Source organism: Paenibacillus sp. Soil766, from assembly GCF_001428105.1.
GTDB lineage: Bacteria > Bacillota > Bacilli > Paenibacillales > NBRC-103111 > Paenibacillus_E.
The window spans coordinates 26,829-39,631 of record NZ_LMSJ01000028.1 but is presented as its reverse complement, the minus strand read 5'-3'; the positions used below and the strand labels follow the sequence as shown (position 1 = coordinate 39,631).

The window sequence follows — 12,803 nt, the reverse complement described above, 5'->3', positions numbered from 1 at the left end:
CACCTATGAATCAACGTACAACGTCCGACAAGTGGTTTGAGGGAAGTATTTTAGCTGCATTGATCCTAGTAGCTCTAGTCATGTTATTTCCTTTCTACTATATAACTGCTGTCTCCTTCACATCACCGATTGAATACTTACAGAAAACCATCGTCATTTTCCCGGAAAAATGGACACTGGACTCGTATCGCTATCTGTTTTCCAATAATGTATTTATCCAGGCTGCTGGTGTCAGCACCATTCTGGCAACTGTCGGTACCGCGCTAAGCTTGATCGTTACGTCTGCTGGTGCATATGCCTTGTCTAGAAAACGACTTCAAGGTCGAAGAGTGCTGCTCATCTTAATCTTAATGACAACGTTATTCAACCCAGGGATCATTCCCCCTTATCTTGTTGTGAGAGATGTACATCTGATTAATACCATCTGGGCGCTTATTCTACCCGTTTTGACTAGTGGTTGGTATGTCATTTTAATGAAAGGCTTCTTTGACAGCATCCCCGATGAGCTTGAAGAAGCAGCCAAGATCGATGGCGCATCGGATATGGGCGTATGGTTCCGAATTATTTTACCCTTATCCCTTCCCTCTCTTGCAGCCTTTGGACTCTTCTATGCCGTCGCGTATTGGAACACATTTTTCTCTGCCGTGCTGTATATTACGAAGCCTGATCTTCGTCCCTTGCAAATTGTGCTTCAACAGCTCCTTATCGATTCCTCATCCTCTTCATCTGGAGAGATTGCCAATAGCATGGTCGGGGAAATTGCCATTCCGACAGATACGCTGAAGATGGCTGCAGTTGTCATCGCGACAGTTCCTATTCTACTCGTGTACCCGCTGCTTCAGAAACATTTTGCTAAAGGGGTGATGGTCGGTTCTATTAAGGGGTAGAAGATTGCGGGAACGTATCTCGATTTCAGACCGGTTTATAAGTTCAATGAGAAATTGTATGATAACCATGGGAGGTTGATTCATTTGTACACAAACAAACACGTATTTACGAAGGGCACCGTTATCGGCATGATCGCTGCCTTAACTCTTACAGCTTGCAGCGCTGGACAAGAAGCAACAACAGATAAGAAAGCCGAAGCTACTAGTAACGAGCCTGTCAAGATTTCCATGTTCACGAATCAACAGGGTGCTCAGGCTGTTGACCCGTCGAATCCTATTCTGCAAGAGATCGAGAAGAAAACCAATACGAAGTTGAATATCACATGGGTACCCGTAAATACTTACTCGGAGAAAACGAAGGTCATGCTGGCTTCCGGCGACTTATCCGATCTTAGTCTAGTGATGAATGTCTTTGATTCACAGGTTGTCCAAATGGCGACATCCGGCGCTTTCTGGGACATTACGCCATATATTAAAGATTATAAAACCTTAAGTGCGATGCCCGCTGTTGTTTGGGACAATGCCAAAATTAAAGGGAAAAACTACGGAATCCCTCGTCCTCGTCCCTTAGAAAGTTCTTGGGGCGTACATGTCCGTAAAGATTGGTTAGATAAGCTTGGTATGAAAGCACCTGAAACGATGGATGAGATGTATGCTGTGCTGAAAGCTTTCACCGAAAAAGATCCCGATGGCAACGGCAAAAACGATACAATCGGGATTACAGGACAAGTTGATGCGGAAGGCATGGGCTTGTACGGATGGGTTGAAGATGGGTGGCAAGGCTGGTGTACTCGGTTCTGCCCTCAACCCACAGTGGCTCTACACAGATGCTATGCGCAAAATTGATCCGAAAGCAGATTCATTGCCACTTACTTATTTGATGACGCCAGACGGAAATAAATTTGCGGCGCAAGATGTGGGGAACTTCGGTATGTACGTCATTCCGAAAACAGTGTCTGAGGCCAAAATGAAACAACTCTTAGGCTTTATGGATAAACTGTTATCCGATGATGTAGCCGATCTTGCAGCGTATGGCATTCTGGATAAGCATTATACGATTAAAGACGGATTTAAGCAGGCGACTGAACAAGCCAAAGTGGACAACGTACCTGACGTGACCAATAATCTACTGCAAATTGCCCAGAAATACGATAAATACACACGTGCATACTACAACGGTATTCCCAAAGAGTTCTATGATCGCAGTAAGAAGATTATTGATGATCGGTCAGCTTTCAGTAAACCAAATGCCGCTTACGGCCTCATTTCACAAACCAACTTAACGGCCGGTCCAGAATTGAACAAGAAAATTTTGGATATGAAAATCAAAGTCATCATGGGCAAAGAATCCTTAGCCGCTTGGGATGAATTCGTTGCCAAGACGAAAGCAGATCCAACTTATCTGAAAATTGTGCAAGAAATGACGGAAGCTTACAAAAATAAATAAAAGCGCTGAACGTCAAACAGACCTAACATAGGTGCAGTCGCACCTTGTTAGGTCTGTTTTTTGGTTCTGGCGATATTCCCTGGCATGTGTGCGCGAATGGAGAGCGGGCGGGCCGGCTCAGAAGCCATTCTCCTCCGCGTACCTTCCCCAATGTGGACTGCGCCCATCGATATCGATGAAGCCATAATCGTCGGACAAAGACCAAGAGCTAAGCAGTTGCCCGGATTTCTCCGCCACCTTCGGATCTGCAGCGAGTGCGGCTATCCCCTGCGCAACGAAGTAAGGGGTCTCGGACTGCAGGAAATGGATGTCCTGCTTCGCAGCATCCCGCCAATTCTCCTCCTGCACCCCGAAATGCTCCAACATCGCTTCCGAACGAAGGAAACCCGGCGTTACTGCAAGAGCTGTCACACCGTGAGGTTTCAGATCCGCCGCCATCCCTTGCGCCAAATGGGAAACTCCGATTTTGGCCAAACTATAATACAAGTTACCCCGATAGTGATAGCCGACGCCATCTGTAATTTCTACAATGAGCCCGGCCTTGCGTTCGACCATCAATGGAGCTGCATAATAAGCAGTCATAATATGAGAGTGGACAGCTTGTTTCTGAATCAACAACCCGTTTGCAAGCGGGGTCTCCCAGAAGCCTTTTCCCCATTCTGTATGCGGGTCACCTCCCCAGAGATCATTGACTAGAATGTTCAGACGCCCCTGCTGCTCACGCTTTATTTGACTGAACAGCGCCACAACATCCTCTTCTTTTGTATGATCCATGCAGACTGCGATACCTTTGCCCCCTGCTTGCGTGACAAGTTCAGCAGTTTCTTCAATCGTTTCCGGTCGGTTCATCGGCGAACGCTTCCCCCTCGTGGAACGCCCTGTCACATAAACCGTTGCTCCAGCGCGGCCGAGTTCGACCGCAATCGCACGTCCCGCCCCTCGAGTCGCTCCTGCGACTAATGCGATTTGATTGCGCAATGGTTGATTTTTCGTTGTCATAGAATCAACTCCTTCCGATTCAAAGATAGTAAACTGTATGAACTTAACTTTAGTATCATCATACCTTTAGTATCATGTCACCTGTTGTCATATATGTATGCTAAAATCAAATTACATGAGGAGGGACGCAGATGAGAGCGGATCGTTTATTGCAAATTATGATGCTGTTGCAAACTCGCGGCGGCATGACAACTCGAGAGTTAGCCACGAGACTGGAAGTCTCGGAACGGACAATTCATCGGGATATGGAAGCACTAAGCACCGCGGGTGTTCCCGTCTATGCAGAACGTGGAGCTGCAGGTGGATGGCGGCTTATGGAGGGGTATCGAGCGGATTGGGCCGGGTTGCACAAAGATGAGCTACTCGCATTACTGGCCGCTGAGCCCCATCGACATTTAACTGATCTGGGTTTTGGTGATGCTTATGAAGCAGCGGTTTTGAAAGTGCTGGCTTCGCTTTCTCCTTCGTTGCGACGCGATGCCGATTATATGCGACAACGGGTTTATGTGGATGCGGCAGGCTGGCATCACAATGTCGAGGATTTACCGTGGCTGTCTCTCCTACAGGAAGCTGTATGGGAAGACCGAAAACTGCGATTTCGATACGCCTCAGGCGGCGACTCGGCTGCAAGCGAACGCATTGTGAGCCCACTCGGGCTTGTCCTCAAGGGTTCACTCTGGTATCTCATTGCGGCTGGCGTTGATCAGGAACCCCGTACCTATCGTATTTCAAGAATCCAAGATGCTGCCTTATTGGATGAGCCTACGGTCCGCCCAGATCAGTTCAACCTCGCTGCATATTGGCAGCGTTCGGTCGACCTGTTTCGCAGCGGACTTCCTCACTATGCGGCTCATGCACTTGTGCATCCGAGTGTCGCGACTCGGCTCGAAATGACCCGCTTCGTTCGGGTAACAGCATGGCTCGAGGGGCCCGAAGACGAAACCAGCTCGACCAGCGCCACTGTTCCCGTGGTTTGGCGCAAAGCAGAGCTCGAGTTCAACACCTTGAGCTCTGCTTGCGAAATTATGCTTGGATTCGGGACGATGATCCGAGTCTTGGAACCATTAGAGCTCCGAGAAGCATTGCTAGAGGCAGCGAACAACATTGCTTCTATGTATAGCGGCAAGTGAAGTCTCGATATGAGTATGCTTACCGCCTTATGTTCCTATGCTTTTCGCCTAACGTATCGCACGGCCAAGGAAATTGCTGCATAAATAATGAAAGTAATCACAGCAATAACTGTAAACATGACTGGATCTATATGCATAACGGTGAAGTAAGAATCATGATACTGGAAATCTTCTGGTGGCTCTGGCCAACTAATGAGATCGACACTAGCAACCATTGCGAAATACACCAAAATCGGGACAAACAAGGATACAAGAATCCCGGCAACCATGTTTTTCCTACTCATTCCAATCGTTTCCTTTCCTCTTCTCCCCATCGCAGTGCTTTCTCAACCATGTGAGTGATGTGATTTTCTTTCACTTGTTGATACTGATCATTCGAATATGACGCTAGAATGTCCAGCTTGAGTTGACCGTATTTTTCTGCTTCAGTAGGATGTTGCAGCAAATAAGCTTTATAATCCAAATAGGTTAGTATCCTTGAGTCCCCCTGCTGGTAAATATGAACGTGATGTGTTCGCACGAGATCCCCTTTGGAGAAGTATCTTCTATTTGGAATGCCATTCTCCCCTCTGACTCGGTATCCCGCGCTGATCATTTGTTCGTTACACAAACTCACTCGCTCAATATTTTTCACGATGATCAAAATGTCGATAATAGGCTTGGCATAACCGATTGAGGGCACCGAGGTGCTTCCAACATGTTGTATGTCTACAATTTCCGTTTGAAAAATATCCTGTAAAACTTTTAACTCCATCTCAAATTGCAGGTTCCACTCTTTCGTCCAAGGTGAAATTGTCCAATGTCTCTTCAATTCGTTTACTCCTCCCTCACTTGCGTAGTTTTGGCGCTACTATACCAGGGCACAGTGTAGATGCGCGGCATGGGGAGCACATGGGAGTACCGGTATGCACCCGCGAGCACCAGGAATCACCGAACCTCCTTTTTCACCACATGTGATATAAGAACAAAAAGGAGCCATTGCCATGAGGCAAGCTCCTCCACGATCGCTACTCGATAAAGTCCCGAATCTAAACAGTCTTGACTTCCTTTTGATAAGCGACGGTTCCGAAATCTCCACATACATCTAGAAATAGGCCATTCATATCAAATATTTCTTTGTCTTCCTCTAAATAAGTAAGGACTTTTCTCCTTAACGAAGTGTCGGGTTTAGCATCCTTTACCTCGGTCAATTCATTAAATACAAAATTCCATAAAAAACGTACGGAACCCGCTGTTGGATAGAGATAGAACTGCTCCTGGAACCTGACAATATTGCTAGTTGGCGGTAACATCTCCCGAAGTTGAGGCGTAAAGAGCCAGGTATGGCAGGCCATCCCTTTAGATTGGACTTCCGGAAAATAAGCTGCATAAAATGCCTTGGCTTGTAAGTAGGTTTCTTTTATTTGCTCCATATCAAAAGCTGTATCTCTCGGGATATGAATCTCAAGTAACGTATCATCCTTGTCCAGTACTTTTTCCCATTCATCCCTCATAAGCTTCACGGGTTCTTTCAAGCCCTTGCCATCAGGAGTAATTGGATTTCCGAAGAAATAGTCTTCCGTTTCCTCATATTCCGTCACAAAACCATCGGTTGTTTTCTCTTTATTACAAACGCCTTGCTTATCACCATTTGCCCTTAACTCCATCCCTGCACTGCCTAAGAGCAAGAAACGATCTTCTTTTGCGTTATAAAAGCCTTTCACGATCCCAGAGAAATTCGTTGCGATAAACTGCATGCCACCAATCCGGAACATTCTAGCCTCTAGGTGCCTCCAGATCCAACTAAAATTCCGAATGGCATAATATCCGACTAAATTATAAGCATTTTGAACCCATACACCGATATCCCGTAAAGTTTCTACAAATAACTCTTCACTCAGTCCTCTTTCGGCATATCTCTGCTCGGCAAGAGGCAGTCTTTGCAGTGCTGCATGCAGATACAACAGGGAAGCCGAATTTCCGAGAACCTCTTCCACATAAGCATCTATAGCCAGTGGTTCCCATACGGTTGTCCAATAGCCGCTTTCAATATTATTTTTATAAAATTCCTTATAAATACCCAACAGTTTTGGATCATTATGCAGGTGATCAACGATGTTCATCAAGATCTCAGTAGCACCTTCAGGCATCCGTATTTTCCGACAATACTGCTGTGTAATTTCTTTTGATAATAACAAAAATTCCATTCCTATACTCCTTTCAAAATAACCAAGGCCCCAACACTTTGCCATATTGTCTCCAATTATAACCTATTGCCTTGAAAGAATGTAATAGGAAAAAGGTTCATATCCGCTATGTCATGAGGGCACGTTTTATCACTTCCCCATCACATAGACGGGATCTTAACAACCACCGTAGTCCCGGAACCAATCTCACTTTCGATCCCTACCCCATAACCTTCTCCAAACATCAACTGAATTCTATTATTAATATTGGAAATCCCGATACTATTGCCAACAAAGCTATTTTCCACTCGATCCGAAAACGCCATATTCAGTTTGGCTTTCATCCTTTCTAGCTCATCTTTAGCTATCCCTTTACCCGTATCCGATATTTGAAAACAAACATCTCCATTCGTATCGATATGTCCGCTCACACGAAGATGTCCACCGGCGTCCATACTTTCAAGTCCATGATAGACTGAATTTTCAACAATGGGCTGCAAAATCATTTTAGGTGTTTTCATTTCCAATAGCTTGTCATCCACAAGTATTTCCATATCAAACTTGTTTTCATATCGAATTGAGATAATTTTCAGATAGGCTTGGATACATTGAATTTCTTCACTGATCATCACAAGATCGTCTTTTTTAATACTATATCGAAATATTTTGGACATGGCCGAAGTAATCAGCGCTATTTCCTTGCTGCCGTATTCAAGTCCGATACTGCTTATGCAATTCAGTGTATTATACAGGAAATGCGGATTTATTTGACTTTGTAAGGCAGCGAATTCAGCTTGTTTTTTACTGAGCTCTGACTCATATAATCTAGCCTGTGTATGGAAAATATTACTTGTCATCTCTTCCATTTTGTCAATCATACTATTGATATCGTAGGCCAATACGCCGACTTCATTGGTTGAACGTACCTTAACCCTAAAGCCTACATCTCTTTTACCAATTTTCTTCATATCTGCAATAAGCCCCATAACAGGTCGTGTCAGATTATTCAAGAAAAAATATCCCAGAATAAGCATACTTAAAATGATACCAATTCCAGCTATGATACTAATGTTTTTAATGGCATGCATGTCCGTTGTCAACTCTTGCACCGGGATAATACTTACAATACGCCAGCCTTCTGCCTGCTCCAAATCTTTCTCCTGGACGATAACTTCTTCCTCATTAATGGTCGTTTTCACCCCGTTCGTTAAACGGTTCCGATCTACGGGAAGAATATCCTCGTACAAAATACCGCGGAAATTGGCATGATTGGATACAATAACCTCATTTTGGCTATTTAGAATGTACAACGTAGAGTTAGGCGTTAATTCCGTATTTTCAACAAGCTCCTTCAGCTTTTCCGTATTCACGATAATCGAACAATAACCTGTCTTCTGTGAAAATTGAACCCCGCCGATCGCTTCAATAATGGGTGCTATATAAAAGAAATATTCACTTCCTGTTTTTTCGTCTTTTAATAAGTTTGTAAACTGCCCCTTTTTACCAACATCCAAATTATTTTTATATGAACGGATAAACGCTTCGTATTGATTTGTATAAAAAATATCATTGTTTCCATTACTATGAACGCGTCGTCCATAATTATCAGTAATAACGATGCCATTTACATATGAATTAAAGGACCTCATATATTCCATGAGTTCTATGACATAAGTACCTATGTCAAAACTCCGCTTATAATCATCATCCACAATGGTAAACTCTTGTACCTTTTTATTATCTACAGCTATATTGGTACTGACTTTTATATCGTTAAAAACGGAGTTTATTTTTTGGCTTGTTTGTTCAATGATCTTATTCCCATAATTTGCAGCTCTGTTCTGCGTCAGATTATAGAAACTGGAGTAGGAATAAAATTCCATTATTGTAAAAATAATAACCGAAAATAAAAATATCAGTAATATCTGATGTTTTAGTTTCAGTCTACTAATCTGCAAATTCCCCACCCCAACCTTCAACTCTTTCTGAATTTCGTAGGTGTGATCCCACTTTGTTTCTTAAATACTTTGTTGAAATAATAATAATCCATATAGCCTACTTTTGCTGCAATTTCATCAATGGACAATTCTGTATGTTTCAAAAGCTCACAAGCTTTTTTCATCCTCAAATCCGTGACATATTCCGAAAAGGTTTTGCCCAAATTTTTCTTGAATAGTTGACAACAGTAGACTTGGTTGATTAAAAATTTCACAGATAAATCTTTAAGATACAACTCGCTCTGATAGTTATTATCGATGTATTTCACCATTTGAGTAAAATAGGAGTTTTTATCCCCTTCATTTGCAGATTGATAGTTCAGTTGCTTTATATAGGTCAAAATGTCATATAAAAAACTGCATAACGACTCAAAGGTTTCAAAGCGCTCTTTCAGTTCAGAGTAATTTAGGAAATCAAGTTCCATGTATTTTAGCTCTTCGTAATAGCTGCCAACCAAGCTGCTAACCACTTGATTCCATAAATAAACCACTTCACCCATCCCTAAATTATTTTGATTAAAATACAGCATGAGCCTATCCATGATGTCATCCATGTCTTCAAACTTTTTCTCTTGAATAATCGTAGAAATATCATCTATATACGGCTTAACCAAATTAAGCTTCTGTTCATATTCATAAATACCATTTGCTCCATTTAAAAATACGGTTGACGCTGCGATATCTGCTTCTTTAATAAGCTTTGCCATATGGTCATAATGATTGGAAATGCTGCTGATTCCTACTGCTTTTATATCTAAATCAGTAAAAATGGTTGATTCAAAACTAACATCCAAATCTGTCATGCTTTCACTTTTGATAATATAGAGTGTTTTTCTTGATCCCAAATCAACTTCCAATACAGGATTAAAATTGAGCACATTTAGGTCATGATCATGCTTTTTCTCACCTATAGAATACATGATAACTACACGAAAGTAGTAGTCTGTTGAACGATCAAATATGTGAGTTAATCGATTCATTTCACTTTTATCCGATGAGGTTAGTGCCTCTAAGATAAGGTTATTTCGTATACTTCTCTTATTTGAAAAGTGCAAGGCCAGCTTTTCTATTAATGGATCTGCCAACTCAATATCTAATGGTTTTAGGCAATAATCTAGCGCACCATACCTGAGCGCCTCCTGCGCATAAGCAAACTCGGCGAAACCGCTTACAATTACGAACTCTACATCCAATCCTTTGTCTTTGGTCATTTTTATAAGATCAAGGCCTGAAATCTCAGGCATTCTAATGTCTGTAAATACCAGATCAGGACTTTCCTCACAGATGTACTCAAACGCTTTATGGACACTGGTAAATTGGCCCGTAATTTCGAACCCGTATTGACTCCAGTTAAATGCACTCCGGATTCCTTTTATTGCCCATGGTTCGTCATCTACAATAATAACACGATTCATAAGTACCCCCTGTGTCAGCTTAATTGATAGTTACCAGAATTTTAACTCTTTGCTAGTGAGATGACAAGTTGAATCCTAGAGGCGTTCCATGATAAGAGCCTATGGATATAACGACGTTATGTCCATAGGCTTTGTATACTAGAAAGCTAATTTATTACTTCTTATTGGCCTGCATAGCTTTGTAGATTTTCACATTCTCGTCCATCACAGCTTGCCCGCCTGCTGCCATATATTCGGCAACTAGCTTATCGTACAAACTATCGAACTCTGCCGGCTTACAGACGATGAGCTTATCCGTCATTTGTTTGTTCATATCCCCAAGTGTTTTACCAAACTTAATGTTGGATTCACTTGGCGTATCAAAGAAGTAACCCGTGTATGTGTCTGTCGTATTTATTTTGTAAGATTGTTCTGCAACAGCTTCGAGTCCTGGAGCCGACGCAGCTAATGCTTTAATATTCTTCTGCTGATCGCCAAGCTCAACACCATTTACAACTAATGTAAGATCAAGATTTAGATAGCTGGTTTGCATATTATCACCTGTTTGATTAATAACCTGTGGAATGCCATCGACCATCTTATGATTGACCCCTTCAAGACCGTATTGCAGGAAGAATAATACTTTAGGATCGGACATCCAGTTTAGATATTTAATCGCCAATTCTGCATTTTTAGAGCTCTTAGGGATAAATACATTCACGCCATTTTCATTGTACGCAATTTTCTTGTATTTCCCTTCATAATTCTTGAAAACATCAACAGGTACAAAGTTTGCGGTAGGCACATTTGTTTTTAATGGCACACTGATATTTTGACGTAATGGATAATCCCAGTTTGCACTGAAGAATCCGACTTTACCATTGGTAACATCTGCATCCGCTTGTTTGGCTGTTTTGTCTAATGCAAAGTCAGGGCTGATTAATTTTTCATTGTAGAGCTTGTTGAGAAACTTTAGTGCATCCTTATTTCCAGGTTTTAACCAGTTCGGAGTTGTAACGAATTCTTCCTCTGTCTGTTTCCCCCAATAAGATTCACTTAGATTTCCAGTGTTATAATTAAAGCCTGTTGCTGCCAATCCCCATGGAATAACACCGTTCACGCCGCCTGGATTTTTATCACGGAAAGCAATTAGCGTATTATACAATTCATCCTTAGTCGTAGGAACCGGCATCCCTAATTTATCTAGCCAATCCTTTCTAATAAACATACCACCCCATGCTAGTGATGTTCTTTTAGAAGGGATCGCCATTTGTTTTCCATTAAAGAGTCCATAAGAAAGAACAGTCTTACCTAAATAATTCGTTAACTCCTTACCATGCTTAGCCAACAAATCATCCAGTTGAAGGATACCATTCACTTTCGAATATCTGGAGATTGTCGGGCTGTCATACGTAAATGAAATATCAGGTGCCTCATTGGCTGCCATCAATACATTGAGCTTATCAATTTCCTGTGACCTCGGAACCGGAATAAATTTAACAATGGCATTATTTTGCTTGCCAAAGTTATCATTGATATACCTTGTCCACGTATTATTGTTCAGGTCAGGCTGTCCCTGAATACCTCTGTCAAATATTTCAACAGTTAGCGTAGTTGGTGGTCCTGAAGGCTTCGCAGAGGCAGCTCCTGATGTAGTCGCCGTTGACGTAGCTTGGCTTTCATTGTTATTACTGCTGCTACATCCCGCCAATCCACTAGCTAGGAGTGTCAATACTGGCAATATAACCATCATTTTTTTTATTTTCATAGTTCAACCTCACCTTTATCTCATAGTCATTTCGAATCGTGTTCACATCATGATCTAATCCTAGCCTAACGGTAACAGAATCACCACCTTTCATGTTTTTTAGTAAATAACTCGCTTGTGTAACCTATTTCTCAGCCCTTAATTGCCCCCGTCATGACACCTTCAACAAAATATTTTTGAAGCTTAGGGTAAACAACTAAGATAGGAACTGTGGCAAACATAACACTTGCAGCTTTCAATGATTCCGGAACAATATAAGCACCGACACTACCTTCACCTTGCTGGGTATCTAACTGTTGATTGGCCGTAATGATTTGGTACAGCTTTAATTGCATAGGATACAAATTCTTATCGGTTATATAAAAGAGTGCATCCTGGAATCCATTCCATCTGTCTACCGCGTAGAAGAGGCTTAAAGTTGCGATAGACGGCAAAGAAAGCGGAAGAACAATTCGAAAAAGTATCCCTAATTCGTTACAACCATCTATGGATGCCGATTCTTCCAAACTTTCTGGAAGTGATGAAAAAAACGTTTTTAGTATAATTAAATTGAACACGCTCATTGCACCTGGCAAAAGTAAGCTCCATATGGAATTCATCATGCCTAAATTTTTCACCAACATATAACTTGGAATTAATCCACCGCTAAAATACATGGTAATAACCAACAACGATAGAAAAAAGCTTCTACCCTTCAGTCTCTTCTTTGTAAGCGGATACGCTGCACAAATCGTTAGAAACATACAAATGAGTGTATATACAATAGTAAGTACAATGGAATACCCCAGCGTATAGATCATCTCTACATCACTTAAAATTGTCTTATAGGTTTCAAGTGTGAATTCTACCGGCCAAAGAGTGACCTTCTGCGACGTAATGGCATTATTTGAACTTAGAGAAAGCGCAATCATATATAGAAATGGAACAAGACAAGTAATGGATACGCCTATGATGAATACGATAATTCCAATATCAACGAAATTAAATCTCATTTTCTTGCTCAACAAACTCACACT

At 41.9% G+C, this 12,803-nt stretch carries 12 protein-coding genes; 4 read left to right on the top strand and 8 right to left on the bottom strand.

Annotated features, from left to right (window positions below; translation table 11 throughout):
- The first annotated feature begins 5 nt into the window (after positions 1–5).
- The 3 genes from ASG89_RS21710 to ASG89_RS37810 all read left to right on the top strand — a co-directional run bounded on the left by ASG89_RS21710 (position 6) and on the right by ASG89_RS37810 (position 2,334).
- On the top strand, positions 6–887 hold the full coding sequence (locus tag ASG89_RS21710) for a carbohydrate ABC transporter permease (RefSeq protein WP_057313166.1): 882 nt from the start codon (positions 6–8) through the stop codon (positions 885–887).
- Between the two features lie 84 nt (positions 888–971).
- Complete coding sequence (locus ASG89_RS37815) at positions 972–1,733, top strand: extracellular solute-binding protein (protein WP_235549870.1); 762 nt, start codon at positions 972–974, stop codon at positions 1,731–1,733.
- Positions 1,720–2,334 carry a hypothetical protein gene (locus ASG89_RS37810; RefSeq protein ID WP_235549869.1) on the top strand — a complete coding sequence of 205 codons (615 nt, stop codon included), beginning with the start codon at positions 1,720–1,722 and terminating at the stop codon, positions 2,332–2,334. The genes ASG89_RS37815 and ASG89_RS37810 overlap by 14 nt, the downstream gene beginning before the upstream one ends.
- A 117-nt stretch (positions 2,335–2,451) precedes the next feature.
- On the opposite strand, the gene ASG89_RS21700 is transcribed toward ASG89_RS37810, so the two are convergent.
- Positions 2,452–3,333: an SDR family oxidoreductase gene (locus ASG89_RS21700; protein WP_057313165.1), complete on the bottom strand. Its 882-nt coding sequence runs from the start codon at positions 3,331–3,333 to the stop codon at positions 2,452–2,454.
- Between the two features lie 131 nt (positions 3,334–3,464).
- Here ASG89_RS21700 and ASG89_RS21695 point away from each other — a divergent pair, with 131 nt between their 5' ends.
- Positions 3,465–4,463 (top strand): helix-turn-helix transcriptional regulator, encoded by a 999-nt coding sequence (locus ASG89_RS21695; protein ID WP_057313164.1) that lies wholly within the window; start codon positions 3,465–3,467, stop codon positions 4,461–4,463.
- Positions 4,464–4,498: 35 nt separating this feature from the next.
- On the opposite strand, the gene ASG89_RS21690 is transcribed toward ASG89_RS21695, so the two are convergent.
- The 7 genes from ASG89_RS21690 to ASG89_RS21660 form a co-directional block, all read right to left on the bottom strand.
- A complete protein-coding gene (locus ASG89_RS21690) occupies positions 4,499–4,747 on the bottom strand; it encodes a hypothetical protein (protein WP_057313163.1) in 249 nt (82 codons plus the stop codon).
- Positions 4,744–5,274 (bottom strand): GrpB family protein, encoded by a 531-nt coding sequence (locus ASG89_RS21685; protein ID WP_235549868.1) that lies wholly within the window; start codon positions 5,272–5,274, stop codon positions 4,744–4,746. Before ASG89_RS21685 ends, ASG89_RS21690 begins: the two co-directional genes overlap by 4 nt.
- Positions 5,275–5,491: 217 nt before the next feature.
- Positions 5,492–6,649 carry an acyltransferase domain-containing protein gene (locus ASG89_RS21680; RefSeq protein WP_057313162.1) on the bottom strand — a complete coding sequence of 386 codons (1,158 nt, stop codon included), beginning with the start codon at positions 6,647–6,649 and terminating at the stop codon, positions 5,492–5,494.
- 140 nt (positions 6,650–6,789) lie between these two features.
- Complete coding sequence (locus ASG89_RS21675; protein ID WP_235549867.1) at positions 6,790–8,511, bottom strand: sensor histidine kinase; 1,722 nt, start codon at positions 8,509–8,511, stop codon at positions 6,790–6,792.
- Positions 8,512–8,603: 92 nt separating this feature from the next.
- A complete protein-coding gene (locus ASG89_RS21670; RefSeq protein WP_057313161.1) occupies positions 8,604–10,040 on the bottom strand; it encodes a response regulator in 1,437 nt (478 codons plus the stop codon).
- A gap of 154 nt (positions 10,041–10,194) precedes the next feature.
- Positions 10,195–11,787 carry an extracellular solute-binding protein gene (locus ASG89_RS21665; RefSeq protein ID WP_057313160.1) on the bottom strand — a complete coding sequence of 531 codons (1,593 nt, stop codon included), beginning with the start codon at positions 11,785–11,787 and terminating at the stop codon, positions 10,195–10,197.
- A gap of 131 nt (positions 11,788–11,918) precedes the next feature.
- Positions 11,919–12,779 (bottom strand): carbohydrate ABC transporter permease, encoded by an 861-nt coding sequence (locus ASG89_RS21660; protein WP_057313192.1) that lies wholly within the window; start codon positions 12,777–12,779, stop codon positions 11,919–11,921.
- Positions 12,780–12,803: the final 24 nt, after the last annotated feature.

Bases quoted from the DNA above. Each gene is read 5' to 3' on its own strand.
- ASG89_RS21680 (WP_057313162.1), bottom strand. From the start codon at position 6,649: ATGGAATTTTTGTTATTATCAAAAGAAATTACACAGCAGTATTGTCGG.
- ASG89_RS21670 (WP_057313161.1), bottom strand. From the start codon at position 10,040: ATGAATCGTGTTATTATTGTAGATGACGAACCATGGGCAATAAAAGGA.
- ASG89_RS21700 (WP_057313165.1), bottom strand. From the start codon at position 3,333: ATGACAACGAAAAATCAACCATTGCGCAATCAAATCGCATTAGTCGCA.
- ASG89_RS21695 (WP_057313164.1), top strand. From the start codon at position 3,465: ATGAGAGCGGATCGTTTATTGCAAATTATGATGCTGTTGCAAACTCGC.
- ASG89_RS21710 (WP_057313166.1), top strand. From the start codon at position 6: ATGAATCAACGTACAACGTCCGACAAGTGGTTTGAGGGAAGTATTTTA.
- ASG89_RS37810 (WP_235549869.1), top strand. From the start codon at position 1,720: ATGCGCAAAATTGATCCGAAAGCAGATTCATTGCCACTTACTTATTTG.
- ASG89_RS21660 (WP_057313192.1), bottom strand. From the start codon at position 12,779: ATGAGATTTAATTTCGTTGATATTGGAATTATCGTATTCATCATAGGC.
- ASG89_RS21665 (WP_057313160.1), bottom strand. From the start codon at position 11,787: ATGAAAATAAAAAAAATGATGGTTATATTGCCAGTATTGACACTCCTA.
- ASG89_RS21690 (WP_057313163.1), bottom strand. From the start codon at position 4,747: ATGAGTAGGAAAAACATGGTTGCCGGGATTCTTGTATCCTTGTTTGTC.
- ASG89_RS21675 (WP_235549867.1), bottom strand. From the start codon at position 8,511: ATGGAATTTTATTCCTACTCCAGTTTCTATAATCTGACGCAGAACAGA.